Below are 21,452 nucleotides of genomic sequence, written 5' to 3' on the forward strand. Positions count from 1 at the left end.
CTGTGAGTTTAGCGTGATTATAATGCGCGTCCTTTTTAGGACTATAGCTCAGTTGGTTAGAGCGCTACCTTGACATGGTAGAGGTCCCCAGTTCGAATCTGGGTAGTCCTACCAAATTTTAAAGCCCGCTAAATAGCGGGCTTTTTTGTGTGCGTAATATAGCTAGCGTTAAAGGTATAAGTTGTTAGTTGTGCACATGATTCCATCGCTCACAAATGCGATATGGTGACTCTGTTCGCCAGTGTTTATTTCTTCTTGCTTTGTTTTGAGTTGGTATTGCTATTTACCTCATTGCTTATAGCCAAGTTTTCGCGCTTTATGTTCCGCCTGCTGACGAAGTCATGTTCTCTCGATAGGTAATGATAAGTTTGTTGGTAATAGGGGGGATATTTGAAGTACCAACAAAGTAACCGGATTCTCAGTAATACTTTTTGCTCATGGGAATAAAGTTTCCACTTGATTGTGATGACGAAAAATAATTTGTCTACAAGCTGCAATCTTAATCTTTTCGCTGTCTACTTTTGAATGATCGGTCTTGGGATGGGGGAGATTGAAAAGTTTGCTAAAGCTTGTGGGTTAAGCATTAAAAAGATGATGGGCTGTGCTGCTAAAGCAGCCCAGGTCTTAAAACTAAGAGGCGCTGAATTTAAGACCCGAGCTGAACTGCGCTGATTAATCTCTCACCGTTTATCGGCTTAAGTCAGTTACAGTGCGCCGGAAATGGCCGCGTCTAGTAAAATACTCGCTTCAGTATTGCCGTTTTGTTCTAAATAATTGCTACCTACATCAGTAAACTTGGGGATCATTTCAGCACCCATGCCAAGGGATTTAAACTGGGACACAAGCTCTGCACCCGCTTTTAAAGAGGGGCTGGCATCGCCTACCATGCTCATTGCGCTGCCAAGTAAGCTGCTGTTAGCCGACCCACTAACGTCAGGTGCGGCACCGAGTAGATCGCTAACACCGGGTATGGCGTTGGCTATAACGCTGAAGTCGCCGCCAGATAATAGACTTTGTGCTGTTTGCAAAAGAGCGCCCATACCGCCAGTGGCTTGTGTGGTACTAATCCCCAAGGTTTGTGTTAAAAGCGGGAGTAGTTGAATGCCGGTTTGAATCATGCTGCTACTTGCAGACTCTCCGCTAGCGTTGGCGGCGGCATTAAGTGATACGCCATTGTTAACGCTGACCTCACTGTTTGCTGAGATGTTTGCCGTGGTGTTAGCTGTAGTGCCACCGTCCGTTTGTGTGGTCTCCTTGGTTTCTGTCTCGCTTGAGCCAAAAATGCTGCTAATACTATCCCAGAAGCCGGCATTGGCTTGCAGGCTGAGGGAACAAAGCAGCGTGATGAATAATGCTTTTTTCATTAGGGAATCTCATTTGAATTGAATGGGGCTTTTGGGCTTGATGTCTAGCATAGTGGGTAGCTGGATTTCTCGCCACTACTTACGCAGGAGCTGTCTTGTATTAAGTCTGTTTGTTTCAGATTAAGTTCAAATGAGTATTTTGTGCTGAGTACTTGATTTACGGTAGGTTTTGGCTTGATTAGCGCTGATCCTATAGCCATAATAGCGCGCCTAAACTCTTTGCAGATTTACAGCTGTATTTATATGTCACGTGACCTTTGGTAGGGGCCACCACTGAAAGGATAGTGTTATGCCAGTTATTACTCTTCCCGACGCGAGTCAACGCGTTTTTGACCACCCAGTTTCTGTCGCGGATGTCGCCTTAGATATCGGTCCCGGTTTGGCAAAGGCGGCACTTGCGGGGCGCGTTAATGGTGCTTTGGTGGATACCAGCTTTGTCATGGCTGATGATGCTGAACTTGGCATTATTACAGAGCGTGACGAAGAGGGTGTTGATATTATTCGTCACTCTACGGCGCATTTGTTGGCTATGGCTGTACAGGATTTATTCCCTGGCGCTCAGGTAACCATTGGCCCAGTTATCGAAGATGGCTTTTATTACGATTTTGCCTACGAGCGTACTTTCACTCCTGAAGATCTTGCAAAAATTGAAGCGCGAATGAGTGAGTTGTCTTCAGAAAATTTGCCTGTTTCTCGAGTGGTGATGAGTCGCGAAGAGGCGGTGAGTGCGTTTAGTAAGTTGGGCGAAGAGTATAAGGTCGAAATCATTAAAGACCTGCCTGGCGACGAAGATATCTCGGTATATAAGCAAGGCGATTGGATGGACCTGTGTCGTGGTCCTCATGTGCCAAGTACCGGGAAATTGGGCGCGTTTAAGTTAACTAAAGTTGCAGGAGCTTATTGGCGTGGTGATCAAGCTAATGCCATGTTGCAACGGATATACGGAACGGCATGGGGCAATAAAAAAGCGCTTAAGGCGTATTTAAACCGCATTGCAGAGGCTGAAAAGCGAGACCACCGTAAAGTCGGTAAAAAATTAGACCTTTTCCATATGCAGGAAGAGGCGCCAGGTATGGTGTTCTGGCATCCAAAGGGCTGGAGTATTTATCAGGCCGTAGAGCAGTATATGCGTGATAAGCAGCGCAAGCATGATTATCAAGAAATTCGCACACCACAGGTGGTGGATATTTCTTTGTGGCAAAAATCAGGTCACGCCGATAAATTTAGTGATGGTATGTTTACTTTACATGCCGACGATAGGGAATTTGCGGTTAAACCAATGAACTGCCCCTGTCATGTTCAGGTGTTTAACCAGGGCTTACGTAGTTATCGTGATTTGCCGTTACGATTAGCGGAGTTTGGTTCTTGTCATCGGAATGAGCCTTCGGGGTCACTTCACGGCATTATGCGGGTGCGCGGTTTTACGCAAGATGATGCCCATATCTTTTGTACCGAAAACCAAATACAACCAGAAGTTGCGTCATTTATCGATTTTCTTCATGAGGTGTATGAAGATTTTGGGTTTAGTGAGGTGATCTATCGTTTATCGACGCGCCCTGAGCAACGGGTGGGCAGCGATGAAGATTGGGATCGTGCTGAAGAGGCGTTGGCGCTAGCCTTGGATAGTAAAGGTTTGCCGTGGGAGAAGCTTCCCGGAGAAGGGGCGTTTTATGGTCCCAAGATCGAATTTTCATTGAAGGATTGTATCGGTCGCGTATGGCAGTTAGGTACAATCCAGGTCGATTTTTCCATGCCGGGTCGCCTTGGTGCTCAATATGTTGACGAGGCAGGCCAGCGCCAAACGCCGGTAATGTTACACCGCGCTATTCTGGGTTCCTTTGAGCGTTTTATTGGGATTTTAATCGAACATTACGAAGGTGCGTTTCCAGTTTGGTTGGCACCTGTTCAGGCTGTGGTCTGTAATATTACGGATAAACAGGCTGAATATGTGACTAATGTGCAAGATTTACTAAGAGATAGTGGTTTTAGGGTCGATGCGGACTTGAGAAATGAGAAGATCGGCTTTAAAATCCGCGAGCACACAATTCAGAAGGTTCCGTTCTTGTTTGTCGTAGGTGACAACGAGGTCGAAACTCAGACGGTTTCAGTACGTGCACGTAGTGGCGAAGATTTGGGGTCGGTAGCAATAGCAGATCTCAGTAAACTCCTCGCAGACAGCGTAGCTAAACGTAGCCGCGCAAATTCGGAGAACTAGCAATTAAACGCGATAACGCAAAAGGGCGCAGCAAAAGAGCGCCGATAAACCACGAAATTGAAGCTAATGAAGTTCGCTTAATTGATGCAGAAGGCAACCAAGTTGGCGTTGTCCCGCTTGCGCAAGCATTGCAAGCCGCACAGGAAGCGACATTAGATCTGGTCCAGATTACTGATTCAGACCCAATCGTCTGTAAAGTGATGGATTATGGAAAACATGTTTTCGAAGCCAAAAAGCAGCAAGCTGCGGCTCGAAAAAACCAAGTTCGAACCCAGGTTAAGGAAATAAAATTCCGCCCGGGTACGGAAGATGGGGATTATCAGGTAAAACTGCGCAACCTGATACGTTTCCTAGAGCACGGGGATAAAGCCAAGGTGACCTTGCGTTACCGAGGTCGAGAAATGGCTCACCAGGAACTGGGCATGCAACTGTTGAAGCGGGTTGAAGAAGACCTTGTGGATTACGGTGCAGTAGAACAGTTTCCAAAAATGGAAGGCCGTCAATTGACCATGGTCATCGCCCCGAAAAAGAAAAAGTAGTGAGCTCGTAGGGCCTACTTGAATTTATTTACATTGTGAATGCGGAGTATCTAACGATGCCAAAACAAAAAGTACACAGCGGGGCAGCAAAACGCTTCAAAAAAACCGGTAGCGGTTATAAGCGTAAAAGTGCCCATAAAAGCCACATCTTGACCAAGATGACCACCAAACGTAAGCGTCAGCTGCGTGGTACTAGTGCTGTCCATAAGTCGGACAAAGTATTAGTAGACCGCATGTTGCGCGCCATCTGATAAACGTCATCGAGATTAAGAGGAATATACTATGCCCCGCGTAAAACGTGGTGTGACTGCACACCGTCGTCATAAAAAGATTTTGAAACAAGCCAAAGGTTATTACGGCGCTCGTTCACGTATTTATCGTGTTGCGAAACAAGCTGTAATTAAAGCTGGTCAGTACGCTTACCGTGACCGTCGTGCAAAGAAACGTGTTTTCCGCGCATTGTGGATCACTCGTATCAATGCTGGATCACGCGCTAATGGCCTTAGCTATAGCCGCCTGATTGCCGGTTTGAAAAAAGCGGATATCGCTTTGGATCGTCGTGTACTTGCTGACTTGGCTGTACATGATAAAGAAGCCTTTGCTGTGATCGTAGAACGCGCGAAATCAGCCTTAGCTTAAAAGTATTGGCCGTTGCGTGGCGGTCTTGATGCTTAGTTTATTTATAGGGAAAGGGCTAGCGCCCTTTCCCTATTTTGTTTTTAAGACACTAATTTAAGTTGCTACCAAGCTTTGTCGAAATTGACTTGTTGGTGGTGATGGCAGCGCAGAGAGCGGGAGCGCAGAATGGAAAATCTTGAAGGTTTGGCGGCGGAGGCAGCGGCAAAAATTAGCGCCGCGTTAGATGCTCAGGCACTAGACCAAGTGCGAGTAGAGTATCTTGGTAAAAAAGGGCATATCACTGCGCTATTAAAAGGCTTGGGTAAGTTGTCGCCACAAGAGCGGCCAGCGGCAGGTGCAGAGATTAACCGTGTTAAAGAGGCGTTGTCTGAGCAAATTGCCACGTCTAAACAGCGCTTAGAACAAGCTGCTGTCGATGCGCGGTTAGAAGCTGAAAAAATAGATGTTACCTTGTCTGGCAGGGGGCAGCCGGCTGGTGGTCTCCATCCTGTTACTCGTACTATCGAGCGTATTAGCGCTTTCTTCGGAAGCATTGGTTTTGAGGTTGTGGAAGGTCCAGAAATTGAGGATGACTACCATAATTTTGAAGCCTTAAATATTCCTGCGCACCATCCTGCTAGGGCAATGCACGATACATTTTATGTTGATGAGTCTACGGTATTGCGTACCCACACTTCGCCAGTACAGGTGAGGGTGATGGAAAATAGTGAACCGCCGATGAAATTAATTTGTCCTGGACGTGTTTATCGCTGTGACTCTGATTTAACTCACACGCCAATGTTTCATCAGGTTGAAGGTTTGTTAATTAGCGAAAACAGCAGTTTTGCGGATTTAAAAGGAATGCTCGAATCCTTTTTACGTAGCTTTTTTGAAAAAGAATTAAGCGTGCGGTTTAGACCCTCTTACTTCCCGTTTACCGAGCCCTCTGCAGAGGTCGATATTCAGTGCGTGATGTGTGGTGGCGATGGCTGTAGGGTGTGTAGCCATACCGGATGGATTGAAATTCTTGGTTGCGGCATGGTTCACCCTAGTGTCTTTAAAGCCTCAAACATTGATTCAGAGCGATTTACTGGGTTTGCATTTGGTATTGGTGTAGAGCGTCTTGCGATGTTGCGATATGGCGTGAATGATTTGCGATTGTTTTTTGAAAATGATCTTCATTTTTTAAGTCAATTTAAGTAAACGTAATTTGATACGGGTAATTTACTAAGAACAGTTTTGCCCCAAAGTTTTAAGACGGAAAGAATATGAAATTCAGTGAGCAGTGGTTGCGTGAGTGGGTTAATCCAAGTGTCGATACCGAGCAATTAGCCGCACGGTTGACCATGGCGGGTCTAGAGGTTGATGCAATTGATCCTGTGGCCGGAGAATTTAGTGGTGTAGTGGTGGCTGAGATAGTGGCTGCGGAGCCTCATCCTGATGCTGAAAAACTTCAAGTGTGCCGTGTAAATAACGGTACTGAAGAGGTGCAAATAGTTTGCGGCGCCAAAAATGCTAGACCAGGTATAAAAGTTCCTCTGGCAACTTTGGGTGCAATATTACCCGGTAATTTTAAAATCAAAAAAGCGAAGCTGCGCGGTGTAGAATCTTTTGGGATGCTATGCGCAGAAGAAGAACTTGGTTTGGCCGAAAAATCTGATGGTTTAATGGAGCTCCCCCTCAGCGCACCACTGGGAGAAGACATTCGTCAGTTATTGAATTTGGATGATGCCACCATTGAGCTGGGCTTGACGCCAAATCGTGCCGACTGTTTAAGTGTTCGCGGTATTGCTCGTGAAGCTGCTGTATTAAGTGACCTCTCATTTACTGAGCCTGCAAACGGTGAGGTTCAGGCAACAATTAGTGATGTGTTGCCAATAACAGTTCAAGCCCCAAGTGATTGCCCACGTTATCTGGGTCGTGTTATTAAAAATGTTGACGTGTCTGCTCCTAGTCCCTTGTGGCTTCAAGAAAAGCTACGTCGTTGTGGCTTGCGCAGTATTGATGCGGTGGTTGATGTAACGAATTTTATTTTGTTAGAACTCGGCCAGCCAATGCACGCATTCGATCTTGATAAAATCCAAGGTGGGGTGGTTGTGCGCCACGCCAATGCCAAAGAGTCACTCAGCTTACTCGATGGCCAAACTATCGAAGTGAATGAGGGGGCATTGCTCATCGCTGACGAGCAGCAGCCTCTTGCTTTGGCCGGTATTATGGGCGGTGAACCGTCCTCTGTGACGACGAATACGGCGCATTTGTTTTTAGAGGCGGCGTTCTTTACACCGGAAAAAATAGCCGGTCGCGCTCGTTCCTATGGTTTGCATACAGACTCCTCGCATCGATTTGAACGGGGCGTTGATTTTGAATTGCCTAGACGCGCGATTGAGCGTGCTACTGCCTTGATTGTTGAGATCTGTGGTGGTGACGTGGGACCAATTAGCGAAGCTGAGGGTGAGTTGCCAGCACGCGAACCAATAGTATTGCGAGAGAGTCGCATAGAAAAATTATTGGGCATGGCCCTTAGCGGCGACGAGGTCGTGTCCATATTAACTGGGCTAGGCATGCTGGTAACTGAGGTAGATGGCGGTTGGCGTGTTATTGCGCCAAGCTGGCGTTTTGATATTGGTATAGAGGTAGACCTGCTAGAAGAGCTGGCAAGGGTTTATGGTTATAACCGTTTACCCGTTACACCACTTCACGACACTCTTACGATTCGTCCAGCGCCAGAAAGTTTGCGAGGAATGCCCCTGATTCGCCAACAACTTGTTGCTCGAGGCTACCAAGAAGCGGTTACCTATAGTTTTATTGATCCTGCCATGCATGAGGCGATGTCAGAGGGTGAAGCTGGTGTGGAACTGCTTAATCCAATATCGGCTGACATGTCGATAATGAGGACGACGTTGTTACCAGGCTTGTTAAAAACAGCCATGCATAATGCTAAACGCCAACAATCTCGTATTCGCCTATTTGAGTCGGGACTGCGGTTTTTAAAATCGGAAGATGGCGTAAAACAAATACCTACTGTTGCGGGGTTAATTACCGGACGCCGAGAGCCAGAAAACTGGACAGAAAATGGGGAATTGGTTGATTTCTATGACTTGAAAGCGGATTTAGAAAGCTTATTGTCAGTATCAACGGCGGATATTTCATTTTCTGCAGGTAAATATAGCGCATTGCACCCTGGGCAAACTGCGGATATTTATTGTAATGATATATGCGTAGGACGTATTGGCGCGTTACATCCCAGCTTGCAAGCCGAGTGGGATTTTGTGAATCCTGTATATCTGTTTGAGATCGATCAGCAGCCATTGTTAGATCAGCGTGTTCCTGAATTTATGGAATTATCGCGCTTTCCCGAAGTACGTCGCGATTTAGCGCTGATTGTCGATAAAGAACTAGCTGCTGCCGAGCTGTTGGCGGTGGTTAAAAAGACGGCCGGTGAAATGCTGAGCGACTTGAAGCTATTTGATATTTATCAGGGAAAAGGTATTGATCCTGAACGAAAAAGTTTGGCGCTGGGCTTGACCTTCCGTCATTCATCACGCACCCTTAACGAAGAAGAGGTAAGTCAATCGGTAGACGCGGTTGTACTGGCCTTGAAGGAGGCATTTGGCGCAAGTTTAAGGAACTAGTGTGATGACGTCCCTCACCAAAGCAGAAATGGCTGAACGATTATACGAAGAGCTGGGCTTTAACAAGCGTGAGGCTAAGGAACTGGTCGAATTGTTTTTTGAACAAATTCGTCACTGCTTGGAGAACAATGAGCAGGTAAAGATATCTGGCTTCGGAAATTTTGACCTTAGGGATAAAAGTCAGCGTCCAGGTCGAAACCCCAAAACCGGCGAGGAAATTCCGATTTCCGCGCGCCGAGTGGTGACGTTTCGGCCAGGGCAAAAACTCAAATCCAGGGTAGAGGACTATGCTGGAACCAAGTCATAATGATGAATTGCCACCGATACCGGGAAAACGCTACTTCACCATTGGCGAAGTAAGCGATTTATGCTGTGTAAAACCTCATGTTCTTCGTTATTGGGAGCAGGAGTTTCCTCAGCTGGCACCCGTCAAGCGACGTGGCAATCGACGTTATTATCAACATCAGGATGTGTTGATGATTAGGCAAATACGCAGCCTGCTTTATGAGCAGGGTTACACCATTGGTGGTGCTCGCCAACGCATGTCGGGTGACACGGCTAAAGACGAATCCTCCCAGACTCGGCAAGTTATTCGGCAAATGCTGGGGGAGCTAGAAGAAGTGATGAAACTATTGAAAAGATAGTTCACTCAACTGTCATCTTGGGGTATTATGCAGCCCCTAAATTCGGGGCGTAGCGCAGTCTGGTAGCGCACCACACTGGGGGTGTGGGGGTCGCAGGTTCGAATCCTGCCGTTCCGACCATTATCAAATTCGTTGTAGTCCAGCAACGTTCCAAAGTCCTAGGGCTCTACAACCTTAACGGTTGATTATTCCGCCCCATCCACAACGGGCCAACACTCTCAATCTGTAATTCGCAACGTTTCTGAAACCATACGCTCTACGAGACATCATTCCATTTCGTTGTGGCAGCCTTCTGATGCCATTACTTATACTCAGTAGCAGTGTTTTGTTGGTCACTGTGAGCTGTCTGCGCGACGATTTTGCTCACGGCGCTGCGACTCTGGGGATTATATTGGGCGACTGTCTGTTCCTATTCAATATAGCTTTGTAGATGTTCGCTGCGGTGGGTTGGTTCGGAAACCAACTTTCTGAACGGAGGAGCTTGGGCGTGAAGCGGTGAGGCGAGTCTGTTAATTCGAAGGGATGGTATTCAGTCTACGAATGCTAAAAACTTGGCAGAGTTTGAATGTAGACCATGACAACATGCTGTTATTCGTGAGCCATAAAATGATAATCAGCCATGTTAAAAATACAACTTCACACAATCTTCATCGTTCTGTTTTTAGTTAGTACTCAACTGGGTGCTCAAGCATACGGGGCTTCTCTAGAGTCCAATGCAGAACTTTCCATTCCCGGTCCCCGGAATTGCTTCTGGCAGAGGGGGCCCTTCGGTGCTGATCCCTACATTAACGTTGCCTATCCAGATGCCAATGTGTATTACTGGGGGGCGGGATTTACTACGCCGCCAGGCGCCAGATTGGAGTTGGTCGGTGACTATCCCGCCAGTCGCTATATGTCCTTTGCATCGTACAACGAGCGAGGCCGCCCGATGGATTCTCTTCCGGACTTTCTTATTCACCCTGAGTCTGGTTTGAACCCCTTTGAGTCTGGCTCGACTCGTTTTGCCGCTAATGGTGGCTATCGCGTAGAAATTGTAGGGCAAGCGAGAGAAACCGAAAGGGGAATTGGTTCAAGGCAGAGTACCGGCGACAACAATCGCCTGTTCACACCGCCCTACGGTAAAGGCAAGCAGCAATCTATTCTCTATAGAATTTACCTTCCCGATACGGGGACGGCGCCCACAGGTGGTGTGGCGTTACCTCAGCCTCGCCTCCATCTGAAAGATGGGCGTGTGCTTGATAATGAGGCTGCCTGTAAGGCGCTTCGCACGAGCCAGTTAGCACTGCTGACATCCGACGCGATGGGTATCAAAACAGAGGTTTATCGTTCGCTGATAAATCAACCGGACAAGCCCGATACTTGGCCTGCTAAGAACCCTGCTTCTTGGCATATTCAGCTTGACCGGAAAAGCCTTCTCGGCATTTATACTGGTGAAATCAATGAAGACGCTCGCCGTTCAACGGGGGGGTTCTTTCCTAATCCTGACAACTTTTACATCCGCACGATTGTTAATCGCCGCCATGGTCCGGTTTTTTTAGTGCGCGCTAAAGCGCCGACAACACCGCATACCGCTTCTGGCGATAAGTCGATGGGGGACGGAGACCTCAGGTATTGGTCGATCTGTTCTAATCAGAGTTTTGTAAATACCCGTGTGAATGACTGTCTGTACGACGAAGAGCTTCCCCGTGATCCCCTCGGTTACTTCACGGTTGTTGTGAGTCGGCCAGAAGATCGCCCTCGCAATGCCAATTTGGGGTGTGGTATTGGCTGGCTACCGATGGCGGCCGACGGTGATGGCATGTTTGATGACGACGTGAGTATTGTGCAGATACGGCATATGCTGCCGGCCGAGAACTTTGCCCATTCGATTGACCGCATTGAAACACAGGATCAAATAGAAAAGGTGATGGGTGACTATATGCCGCGCACACGCTATTTGCAGACTAACCAAGTTGAAGCCTTTTTCCCTTGTATGGGGAAGTAACTACGATAAGTAAAACCAGTCTCCGCTTATAAACTAAGAATACTAACGAGGAGCTCCACCATGATAGATAAACATCGCATCAAGGCCATAACGGCACTGATAGCATCTTTTGCTACCGCTACATTTGCGCAGTCTCAAACTGCGCCCACACTGGAAGAAGTCCTTGTTACGGCGCAAAAACGTGAGCAAAGTATTCAGGACGTGCCGCTGTCCATTGTATTGGCTACGGCTGACGACCTTCAGCAAAACGGCGTAGACAGTGCTTTGGAGCTACAGCGATTGGTGCCAAACTTCTATGCCGCGCGCGGCTCAACCGTGTCGAATACGCGCTTTGTTATGCGCGGTATTGGCACGGCGGGAAACACGGCAGTTGATCAGAGCATTGCTGTATTTTTAGATGGTATCTACATTGCGCGCCCCTCAGCGATTTATTCCAGTTTCCTGGATATTGCGAGCGTTGAAGTTGTGCGTGGCCCGCAGGGGACGTTGTTTGGTCGAAACACGACGGCTGGCGGTATTATTTTAAATTCCGTACGGCCTACCATGGATAATGAGTTTCAGGGTCGCCTGGAAGCAGGCAATTACAATTCCAAACTGGCCGAGGTGATTGGAAACGTCGTGGTCAGCGATAAGGCAGCTTTCCGTTTAGCTGCCCAAACGCAGTCTCGAGACGGTTATGGAACGGTGATTTCAGACGGGAGTAACTTTGGTGATGAGGAGTCGTGGACCGTGCGCGGCAGCGGCGCCTTCAACTTTGATAATAACGTGAGTTGGGATGTGCGAGTCGATGCCGCCAACATAACGGGAGACGGCCAAAACGCAAATGAAGTGGTTGGCAGTTCTCTCTCCGCTGCCGGACTTGCCAACCTCACGCAAGTTGTAGGTGGCCCTCAAAATTTACCCGAGCTGAGTGACCCCACGGATTTTCGTGTAAATCATGTGGTGGGCGGTGATCTTGAAGACAAGCAATGGGGGATAAGTAGTGATCTTTCGTGGGATCTCGATAACGGTTTTACCCTGAGCTTGATCAGCGGTTACCGTGATTATGAAAACCTACAGGACGATGAGGATATATTTTTTCTGCCTTTCTCTCTTGTGGGGCGCACCTCAGGTTTACAAAGCGAAAGTTGGTCTCAGGAGTTACGCCTGATTTCGCCTGAAGGTCTCTCTGACGGTCGCCTGAGCTATGTCGCGGGTTTGTATTATTATGAAGAAGACGCAACGATTAGTGAGCAACTGTCTTTGACAACCTTGTTTTGCGATTCTTTTGCGCCGCCAGCTTTGCAAGCCCAGTGTTCGGCTGGCCCCTTGGAGGACGCCACGGATCTTGTTTTCACACAGACATCAGAGAGTCTTGCGGGTTATTTTCAAGCTGATTACGACCTGAGTAATACGCTGACCCTACAGGTGGGCGGACGTTATACATCGGATGACCGCAGCGGGCGATTTTATCAGCAAGCTGAAAATGGCTTTGCCGCGTTGGCGCTACGAGGTTTGGAAGATACCGACCTTGATTTCTCTGACGATACGCCAACTTACCGTATTGGTTTGAACTTCACGCCCAAGGATGACCGGCTCTATTTTGCGTCTTACTCCACTGGCTACAAGTCGGGCGGTTTTGACTCGGGTGGCGGAGTGGTGGCTCGCGATGCGTCGACTCGTACCTTCGACTCGGAAGAAGCGACGAATATGGAGCTAGGCTTTAAAGGACGTTTCTTTGCTGGCCGGTTTGATGCCTCGGTGACCCTCTACCGTATGGAAATTTCAGATTTTCAGGCACGTAGTTTTGATGGCAGTGCATTCAATACCAGAAATGCTGGTGAACTTCGTCATCAGGGCTTGGAGGCTGAATGGAGCTGGGCTGCATCGCAGATGTTGACCATTGCCGGCGGTTTCGCGTATTTGGATTCAGAATTTACCGACTTTGTGGGTGCCCCAGCACTGCCTGGCTGTGATGATAACAGCCCTGATATTGCGGGCTGTGGCCCTGTTGGAGAGGATCGTACAGTGCAGGATCTTACCGGCGGTGAAAACCACTTTGCTCCTGAGTACACTGGGAATGTGCGCGCCAATCTGGAAGGCGACCTTGGTAACTGGCGCTGGCGTGGCAACTTGAGTGTAAGTTACATCGGCGAACAGTTTTTGGGTGGCGCTATAGACAACAACCCGCAGATGATAGAGGACGGTTATGTACTTACATCTAGCCGACTTACCTTTATCTCTCCCCAAGCAAAATACGAGCTTGCTCTCTTTGGCGATAACTTAACCGATGAAGATTACTGCGCTCTGCGCTACTACCAGCCTTCTGGTGCGGCTTTGGGTGTAACCGATTCTGCAACTGGGGGCACAATGGTGCGATGTAATCCAGGCGCTCCACGTACTGTAGGTGTTAGTGTCGCGGCCTACTTTTAAGAACGAATAGGGCCCTATTTGGGCTCTTTTAACAAAGTAAAACCATCGAGTTGCGAACCGCATTCGACTGGAAGGAAACCATTGATCATGAAGTTAACATTTACCCAACTTGCTTTAACACTAACGATTGGCCTTGCGGCATTACAATCTGCGACAGCTCAGAATCTCCGTGAATTCTCTCTACCTGAGCGTACTCAGTGGAAACCGGAGGGACTTCGGGGAGTGCGGGCAACCCATACGGCGGAAGGTGATCACCGTTTTACCCGAAGCCGCCATTCAGAAAGCTGGAACTCCGATGAGTACACCATTGCGGTCGGCCCGGTGTTCGAAATGGACTATGTTGCTGATTATAGTGGTGGTCGTATGGTTACCACCGGCGTGACGGTTGACAGTAAAGGCAATGTGTATGGCGCGCCCTTGTTACCTGGCGAAGGCGATGCAGCATCCTTTGTAGCTTGGGACGGTAAGGACGGCTCTCAGCGGTTTTTGATCTCAAGCAAGGATGGTGGCCGAGCGGGTGCTGTGCCGCTTATTATGAATGATCCTAACAACGCAGAGCGGGAAATCGTATACGGTGCTACACGCGGTGAAGCGGTAGCCTTTACCACCGAAGGCGAGGTACTGTGGCGCACGGCATCCAAAATTAAGCGCATTGAGGGTGATTTACGCAACTGGGGGCCAAACTATCACCGGCAACTCGATGCTCTTATCAGTGTTACAAGCGACGGTTTGGTGTGGATGGTAGACCGAGTGTCGGGCGAACTCCTCTTGGATGAGCCATTTCAGCTTCCCGGTTCGCCGTCGCCAAAGTCCAGTCTTCCCTTACCCCCTTCGGTGCTTGAAAAGGTTTATCAAGAGTTGAAGCCTTTGATTCCAGGGGCTGCATTAGATCCAAATTTCAGCATCGGTGAATTCATCGATATCCTCATTGGTTCAAGTATTCAAGTTGCAAATTTCTTTTCTATTGACCCACGCACGGGGCGTATATGGTTTGCAGGAACATCGCCTGACGAGGTAGACGGAAAGGTGGACGGCGTATCCGAATATGGCGGGCTATACGGCGTGGACGTTCATCGCCGAGATGGGTCGCTAGAATTAGAGATAGCCTGCCGAGCTGATTTTCCGGGGGGTACCGGTACAACCGCCAGTATGAACGCAGATGGAACGCGCATTTATTTGTCTGACGGCTTTGGTGAAGCACTTGCGGTGGACACCAGTAATTGTGAAACCCTTTGGACTGTGGGCTTGGGTGCTCCTGCAGTGGCTTCACCGGGTATTTCTGTTGATAACAATGAGATATTCATTGGCGCAGGCGACCAGGCTGCAAAAATTATTGACCGCGGTGATCATGGCGAAATCGCCTGGGTCACGAAGCTTGATATGTATGAGAACCTGCCAAAGGGCTGGTTCAACATGGCGATGTTAAACAATTCTCCGGTTGCCAATGGTGTGGTGATTCAAGCGGGAGCTGGTCCAAAGCTGCCAGGGACGAAAATCACTGTCGCGGCGGTTGCGGGTATGGGCTTGCTAGACAGAGAGACGGGGGAGCTACGTTGGTTTGCTGAGGGCGACGAAGAGAGCGTAGGTGCCAATACCGTGTTTGCCGACGGTTCTATTGGTAGCAGTAATTCGCCCATTCGAAGGGCTATCGCTCGGGCTATTGTTGGTGTCGGCGAACCGTTACGTGGGGGCTATACGAAGTTCCGTGTAGCTCGTCATGATCTTCTGTTACGAGATGCGGCCTGCGCTGGCGCGGACAGAGACCGGCGCGCTATGACGATACAGTTCGATCAGCCTGAGGGTGCTGCACAGGACGTGGATCAGGTGAATGACGTGTTGATCCAGCAGGCACTCACTGCGGGACCGATCGCTGTCGCCGATAAAGATCTCAGTGCTGAGGACTGGAAGGTCACAGAGAAGCGACTAGGTCGCGCTGAATTCTGGCATGGGACTTGGCAGTTTTTACGCAGCTTTGCCCCACGTTCCATTCTGAATTTCACGTTGAAGAAAAGCACCGAGAATCTGGAGGATGTTTGTACTGATCTCGAATCTCGCGGAAAAGCATAGCGGCGCAAGCTAACCGCGCTGTTCTTTGATCCAATCCGTCAAACGCTTCACATCTGGCACCATAATTTGACCATAGCCGAGCTCGATAAGATCTCGGCGTTCCAATTCTTTCAGGGCCTTGCCTACAGACACTCTAGAGCTACCTGCGGCAAGCGCAATGTCTTCCTGCTTCCATGCAAGCACATTGGGTTGCTCTGATGATTCAAGGAACTGCTCGATGATAATGGCGGTAAGCACGGTTGTTGATTGATTTTTCAGGTCATCAATAAAATTCAGCGCTGCTTGAAAGCGGCTGAGTACCACTGGCAGCAGTTGCACTGCAAACTCAGGTTTTGATTGCAGAATCTTGTCGAAGGTACTTCGGGAAATAAACCCTACAGTAGTGTCACCGTTGGCAATGACATCCTGTTCCCGTTTGCCGCTCATCAAGCCAACCAGACCTACGCAGTGGCCGGGGCCGAATACGCCAGTGATCACTTGACGACCGTCTGCCGTCATACGAGCCACTCGCACGCTTCCTGAGTACACCACGATCATGGTTTTGGCTTCGTCACCTTGATAGTAAATGGTTTGCCCACAATTGAAGTGCTTACGTTGTTCGCTGGAGAGCAGTGACTCTCGGACTTCAGGGCCCAAAATCGCCGTTAACTTAGGGGCATTTTCTTCCATTAGGCTGTGACGCAATAGCGATTAAAGAGTGGCGTTGTTGGACTCGTAGCGGTTTTCATTTCTGTCGTCCTTTGAGTGAACAACGGTCATCTAGCTCGATCAGTTCCAATGTTTCTTTCCCCTGTAGCGAGCAGATAAATGCACTAAGAAATCTAAGAAAATTTGCAATGACAATAGTATTATTATTTGTATTAATGGTCATTATACCCCGTATGAAGATTAGCGTGAAGTGAGACCTTGCTTGGCTATTAAGGCTTCAATGCAGATCTGTCTATGTTAGGTAGAATAGCCCAAGGTGTTTTTCAAATTTAGAGAAGACGCTCAGCCACTGAATTACGAAATGTATTTCAAAAATCAACAGTATCCGAAAGACTTTAGAGTCCAGTATGTTGAGGCCTATCTATACCACCTGAATGGACTTCCCTGTCTAACATAGATACTCAGCGCTGCATTTTTGAGGCTGCTTCAAATGCCTCCGGACTGACGCCATTAAGATGGCTGTGGCGACGTTTTTGATTGTAGAACATCTCAATATAATCGAATACGTCGGCGCGGGCCATATCGCGGGTTTTATAGATTCTTTTCTTTATACGCTCCTTTTTTAAGCTGCTGAAGAATGACTCGGCGACGGCATTGTCCCAGCAGTTTCCCCGACGACTCATACTGGGTTGTAAGTTATGGGCTTTGCAGAAGCGCTGCCAGGCGTCGCTGCTATATTGTGATCCCTGATCTGAATGCACCAGCACACGGATTTTGGGGCGCCGTCGCCAGACGGCCATGAGTAAGGCATCAAGTACAATGCCTTTTTCCAAACTCGGTTTCATCGACCAGCCGACCACTTTTCTAGAAAACAAATCGACGACGACCGCGAGATAGAGCCACCCCTGCCATGTGCGTAAATATGTGATGTCGGTCACCCAAACTTGATCGGGCTGCGCAACAGTAAATTCTCTATTGAGATGATTCGGTGCAATAATAGATGGGCGGCCAGCAATATTACGCGGTGCCTTATACCCGCGAATGGCCTTTATTTTATGGTTGCGCATGATTTTAGCGACTCGGTGTTTACCGCATTCCTCACCTATCTCCCGAAGGTCGAGAAAGATACGAGGAGAGCCATAGACGCCGGAACTAGCAGCGTAAGAGGCACGTATCAGCTCCAGCAATCGCAGGTCTTCAATCGCCCGATCTGATAATGGCTTATGCAGCCACTGGTAAAAGCCAGCGCGTGCGACATCTAGTAATCGACACATGACAAGAACGCTATATTGCGTTCGATGCTCATTGATAAAGTGGTACTTTACTCGGGGTTTCTGGCAAAGTACCTTGCCGCCTTTTTTAAGATGTCTCGCTCTTCTTCGGCGCGTCGGAGTTGAGCGCGTAATTTGAGAACTTCGCTCTTAGCTTCAAGAAGCTCCTTAGCCTGTGCTTCAGATTTATCGGGTTTAACAGCATTAATCCACTTGTACAGGCTGTGGGCTGATATGCCTAAACGTTCTGATACTTCAGCGACCGAATAACCTCGCTCTACTACCTGTTTAACGGCTTCGTCTTTAAATTCTGGGGTATAACGTTGACTACTCATCGGGCTTTCTCCTGTGCTCATAGTGGACTTCCCTGTCTAACATAGATACTCAGCGCTGCATTTTTGAGGCTGCTTCAAATGCCTCCGGACTGACGCCATTAAGATGGCTGTGGCGACGTTTTTGATTGTAGAACATCTCAATATAATCGAATACGTCGGCGCGGGCCATATCGCGGGTTTTATAGATTCTTTTCTTTATACGCTCCTTTTTTAAGCTGCTGAAGAATGACTCGGCGACGGCATTGTCCCAGCAGTTTCCCCGACGACTCATACTGGGTTGTAAGTTATGGGCTTTGCAGAAGCGCTGCCAGGCGTCGCTGCTATATTGTGATCCCTGATCTGAATGCACCAGCACACGGATTTTGGGGCGCCGTCGCCAGACGGCCATGAGTAAGGCATCAAGTACAATGCCTTTTTCCAAACTCGGTTTCATCGACCAGCCGACCACTTTTCTAGAAAACAAATCGACGACGACCGCGAGATAGAGCCACCCCTGCCATGTGCGTAAATATGTGATGTCGGTCACCCAAACTTGATCGGGCTGCGCAACAGTAAATTCTCTATTGAGATGATTCGGTGCAATAATAGATGGGCGGCCAGCAATATTACGCGGTGCCTTATACCCGCGAATGGCCTTTATTTTATGGTTGCGCATGATTTTAGCGACTCGGTGTTTACCGCATTCCTCACCTATCTCCCGAAGGTCGAGAAAGATACGAGGAGAGCCATAGACGCCGGAACTAGCAGCGTAAGAGGCACGTATCAGCTCCAGCAATCGCAGGTCTTCAATCGCCCGATCTGATAATGGCTTATGCAGCCACTGGTAAAAGCCAGCGCGTGCGACATCTAGTAATCGACACATGACAAGAACGCTATATTGCGTTCGATGCTCATTGATAAAGTGGTACTTTACTCGGGGTTTCTGGCAAAGTACCTTGCCGCCTTTTTTAAGATGTCTCGCTCTTCTTCGGCGCGTCGGAGTTGAGCGCGTAATTTGAGAACTTCGCTCTTAGCTTCAAGAAGCTCCTTAGCCTGTGCTTCAGATTTATCGGGTTTAACAGCATTAATCCACTTGTACAGGCTGTGGGCTGATATGCCTAAACGTTCTGATACTTCAGCGACCGAATAACCTCGCTCTACTACCTGTTTAACGGCTTCGTCTTTAAATTCTGGGGTATAACGTTGACTACTCATCGGGCTTTCTCCTGTGCTCATAGAATAGCGCGGAGCTGTCTATTTAACTCGGGGAAGTCCAGATGAATTGCCATTGTGTTATAACGACTCATGAATATCTCTCATTTATCTTTAAAAGTGATTATGCGGGTTGTTGTTGGGTAAGCGATTAATAGAATTCGTCTAAAACGGTGTCGTTCATTTTGTTACATTCCGGGTTTTGCCCCCGAGGATTTGATGAACTCATCCACAGCCGATTACTAAAGCACAATTCTGGCACGAGTACTTTGCTGTCTAGGAGGCCTGCTGTTCCGACAATATTTTAATCCAATGTCAGTTTTGCACGTCATTAATATCTAAATCACTTCTACAAAGTTTTCGGTGGAATATGCAGCTGGGAATAACCTATTTTCCTACTCACTAGCGCACGTTAACGGTACTTACCAAGACCTCGAATGTTTCTTTTATCATTGGCTTGCAGATTTTGGTTTCATACTTATATCGCTTCGCTTACCGGTATGGATCAGTGCTTTAGGTAAAATCCAATATTTCTTTCGATTGTTTTCCGCGTTTCAATATGTAGACACAAATATGTATTGTCTTTTGCGGAGATTTTGAAAATGAAATTTGATGAGTTCGATTTTGACTCAATACTCTTATCTTTATTTATGCGCTGCCTAGGGCATAGTATCGTTCATTGGTACCGGAGTAGGCGAAGAGAAAGGAAATAGTTTTTTATGCTGCTTGCCCCATTGCTTATCGGTACGTAAGGCTAGTCACGCTGTGAACAATCGATAGTTAGGTAGCGTAGTCTAAAGGTATAGCGATATAAAATGAGGCAAAAGCGTTGAACGCAATAATTAGTACCATGCTTGCTTCATCGTTTACGTTTTTTTGTGAACTTGGGTTACTAACTTGGCTTCTATACGCTGCTTCGTAGAGATCGCATGACCGCTTAGTTTGTTAAACATAGCTGGTTCAGCCTCGAGTGATTAGATCAAGCTTGCTGTGTAAAAAATACGTTTGCCATCATCTCTTTTGGTACGGGGCCGTTTTACTGCTCCGATAGACATACGTGTTTGATTGATCATAGACACTCAGCCTCAATGGCTATTTTCCCAGCCCTTAATTTTTCGATAGATTGTTGATGCGCTTACGCCGAGACAGGCTGCTGCTAGCGGAATATTGTCTCCGCATTGACTGATTGCTGATTCAATCGCTTCCTTTTCGACTTGCCATAGCGGTTTAATGTTTTGGACTCCGTTGATGCTGGTGGGCATCGTTTGCGCTAGTGGTGGAGCTGGGGGCGTGCCTGGGCTGTTATTGAGTTGTTGAGCCACGTTGTTGAGGCTCTCAAGCATGCTACCTTCAATATAATCTCCGTCATGGATAACAACAATATTTTCGATAACATTTTGTAGCTCTCGAATATTGCCCGGCCAGGGATATGCTTTAATTTGAGCTTCGGCATCATTGGTGAAACCTAAGAAATGTTTATCATTGCTGTCATTTTTTTCACGTAAAAAATGATTGGCCAGCGTGATTACATCATTGCCGCGCGCCCGTAATGGTGGGAGTTGCACACGGATAACATTCAAACGGTAATATAGGTCTTCTCTGAAGAGGCCTTCTGCAACATCTTGTGCGGGATCGCGATTTGTTGCGCACACAATACGAATATCAGAGTGAAGCGTCTTTTGCCCGCCAACACGCTGATATGAGCCTGTTTGTAAAAAACGCAGTAATTTTGCTTGAAGGCTCAGGTCCATTTCGCATATTTCGTCGAGAAATAGTGTGCCGCCATCAGCCTGTTCTGCAGCTCCAATTCGCTGGGAAACGGCGCCACTAAACGCGCCTTTTTCGTGCCCGAAAATTTCTGATTCAAAGAGCTCGGTGGGTATGGCCGCGCAGTTAATGGCAATAAAGGGGCCAGAAGCTCTTGCGCTGGCACTGTGGAGTGATTGAGCGCAGACTTCTTTACCGGTGCCACTTTCTCCTGTGACAAAGACGCTTGCTTTACTGCGGGCGGCGCTTTCGAGCAAATTGTAAACGGCATTCATCGTAGAGGAATCGCCAACAAAATGATCGCGAACGGATTTCATTTTATTCGTTGTTGAGCCGCTCCGATTTTTTTTGAGTCTACCTGTTTGTTCTGCTTGAATCTGTTCACAGGCACTGGCCACGGATGTCATTAAGCGGTCTTTTGAAAAAGGTTTTTCTATGAAGTCAAAACCGCCAAGACGCATCGCATCAACGGCAATATCAATTGAGCTATTGGCTGTGATGATAATGACAGGAACATCGCCACGTTCTTTGGCAAACCGCATGACTTCTAAGCCGCTTATGTCCGGCAAACAAACGTCTTGTAATAACACATCGGGCATTTGCTCTTTAATGCCGAGTAGGGCTGAGTGGCCATCGGTGAAATGACGGGTCTGGTAGCCAGCTTGCTCTAGATAGCTACTATAGAGTGCGCCGCTAGATATACTGTCTTCGACAACATAAACCAGCTTTTCTGATGCCATTGTCATGGTATGTCCCTATATCCCT

At 47.9% G+C, this 21,452-nt stretch carries 16 protein-coding genes and 2 tRNA genes; 13 read left to right on the top strand and 5 right to left on the bottom strand.

Going from position 1 to position 21,452, the window contains the following annotated elements; all coding sequences use genetic code 11:
* The first annotated feature begins 37 nt into the window (after positions 1-37).
* Positions 38-114: transfer RNA gene (locus tag AELLOGFF_RS05735), tRNA-Val, on the top strand.
* Positions 115-704: 590 nt separating this feature from the next.
* Here the strand turns inward: AELLOGFF_RS05735 and AELLOGFF_RS05740 are convergent.
* Positions 705-1,364, bottom strand: coding sequence for a DUF2780 domain-containing protein (locus AELLOGFF_RS05740; RefSeq protein WP_159267778.1), 660 nt, complete (start codon positions 1,362-1,364; stop codon positions 705-707).
* Between the two features lie 289 nt (positions 1,365-1,653).
* Here AELLOGFF_RS05740 and thrS point away from each other — a divergent pair, with 289 nt between their 5' ends.
* From thrS to AELLOGFF_RS05800, 12 genes are all read left to right on the top strand, one after another.
* Positions 1,654-3,579 carry a threonine--tRNA ligase gene (thrS, locus tag AELLOGFF_RS05745; protein ID WP_159267779.1) on the top strand — a complete coding sequence of 642 codons (1,926 nt, stop codon included), beginning with the start codon at positions 1,654-1,656 and terminating at the stop codon, positions 3,577-3,579.
* A gap of 2 nt (positions 3,580-3,581) precedes the next feature.
* A complete protein-coding gene (gene infC, locus AELLOGFF_RS05750; RefSeq protein WP_159269293.1) occupies positions 3,582-4,118 on the top strand; it encodes a translation initiation factor IF-3 in 537 nt (178 codons plus the stop codon).
* Positions 4,119-4,174: 56 nt separating this feature from the next.
* On the top strand, positions 4,175-4,369 hold the full coding sequence (rpmI, locus tag AELLOGFF_RS05755; RefSeq protein ID WP_008247190.1) for a 50S ribosomal protein L35: 195 nt from the start codon (positions 4,175-4,177) through the stop codon (positions 4,367-4,369).
* Between the two features lie 31 nt (positions 4,370-4,400).
* Entirely contained in the window at positions 4,401-4,757 is a 357-nt protein-coding gene (gene rplT / locus AELLOGFF_RS05760; RefSeq protein ID WP_103685876.1) for a 50S ribosomal protein L20, read from the top strand.
* A 165-nt stretch (positions 4,758-4,922) separates the two neighbouring features.
* The gene (gene pheS / locus AELLOGFF_RS05765; protein WP_159267780.1) at positions 4,923-5,939 is read left to right on the top strand and encodes a phenylalanine--tRNA ligase subunit alpha; all 1,017 of its coding nucleotides are present in this window, start codon (positions 4,923-4,925) and stop codon (positions 5,937-5,939) included.
* 65 nt (positions 5,940-6,004) lie between these two features.
* Entirely contained in the window at positions 6,005-8,368 is a 2,364-nt protein-coding gene (gene pheT, locus AELLOGFF_RS05770; RefSeq protein WP_159267781.1) for a phenylalanine--tRNA ligase subunit beta, read from the top strand.
* 4 nt (positions 8,369-8,372) lie between these two features.
* Entirely contained in the window at positions 8,373-8,675 is a 303-nt protein-coding gene (gene ihfA / locus AELLOGFF_RS05775) for an integration host factor subunit alpha (protein WP_103685879.1), read from the top strand.
* Positions 8,656-9,012, top strand: coding sequence for a MerR family transcriptional regulator (locus AELLOGFF_RS05780; protein ID WP_159267782.1), 357 nt, complete (start codon positions 8,656-8,658; stop codon positions 9,010-9,012). Before ihfA ends, AELLOGFF_RS05780 begins: the two co-directional genes overlap by 20 nt.
* Positions 9,013-9,055: 43 nt before the next feature.
* Positions 9,056-9,132, top strand: a tRNA-Pro gene (locus AELLOGFF_RS05785).
* A gap of 499 nt (positions 9,133-9,631) precedes the next feature.
* Positions 9,632-10,996, top strand: coding sequence for a hypothetical protein (locus tag AELLOGFF_RS05790; RefSeq protein WP_159267783.1), 1,365 nt, complete (start codon positions 9,632-9,634; stop codon positions 10,994-10,996).
* A 60-nt stretch (positions 10,997-11,056) separates the two neighbouring features.
* Positions 11,057-13,408, top strand: a complete 2,352-nt coding sequence (locus AELLOGFF_RS05795; protein ID WP_159267784.1) for a TonB-dependent receptor — start codon at positions 11,057-11,059, stop codon at positions 13,406-13,408.
* An 87-nt stretch (positions 13,409-13,495) separates the two neighbouring features.
* Positions 13,496-15,475 (top strand): PQQ-binding-like beta-propeller repeat protein, encoded by a 1,980-nt coding sequence (locus tag AELLOGFF_RS05800; protein WP_159267785.1) that lies wholly within the window; start codon positions 13,496-13,498, stop codon positions 15,473-15,475.
* Between the two features lie 9 nt (positions 15,476-15,484).
* Here AELLOGFF_RS05800 and AELLOGFF_RS05805 read toward each other — a convergent pair whose 3' ends face one another.
* From AELLOGFF_RS05805 to AELLOGFF_RS05830, 4 genes are all read right to left on the bottom strand, one after another.
* Positions 15,485-16,144 carry a Crp/Fnr family transcriptional regulator gene (locus AELLOGFF_RS05805; protein ID WP_159267786.1) on the bottom strand — a complete coding sequence of 220 codons (660 nt, stop codon included), beginning with the start codon at positions 16,142-16,144 and terminating at the stop codon, positions 15,485-15,487.
* A gap of 440 nt (positions 16,145-16,584) precedes the next feature.
* Positions 16,585-17,729 (bottom strand): IS3 family transposase gene (locus AELLOGFF_RS05810; RefSeq protein ID WP_235035727.1). Its coding sequence is split into 2 segments (ribosomal slippage): positions 16,585-17,489 and positions 17,489-17,729, totalling 1,146 coding nucleotides; the frame shifts between segments, so codons are not numbered across the junction.
* Positions 17,730-17,778: 49 nt separating this feature from the next.
* Positions 17,779-18,923, bottom strand: a protein-coding gene (locus AELLOGFF_RS05820; protein WP_235035727.1) for an IS3 family transposase whose coding sequence is annotated in 2 segments (ribosomal slippage) — positions 17,779-18,683 and positions 18,683-18,923 — 1,146 coding nt in all. Because the reading frame shifts where the segments join, the coding sequence is not laid out codon by codon here.
* A 1,082-nt stretch (positions 18,924-20,005) separates the two neighbouring features.
* Complete coding sequence (locus AELLOGFF_RS05830) at positions 20,006-21,433, bottom strand: sigma-54-dependent transcriptional regulator (protein WP_200842612.1); 1,428 nt, start codon at positions 21,431-21,433, stop codon at positions 20,006-20,008.
* Positions 21,434-21,452: the final 19 nt, after the last annotated feature.

The sequence above is a fragment of the Zhongshania aliphaticivorans genome, assembly GCF_902705875.1.
GTDB lineage: Bacteria > Pseudomonadota > Gammaproteobacteria > Pseudomonadales > Spongiibacteraceae > Spongiibacter > Spongiibacter aliphaticivorans_A.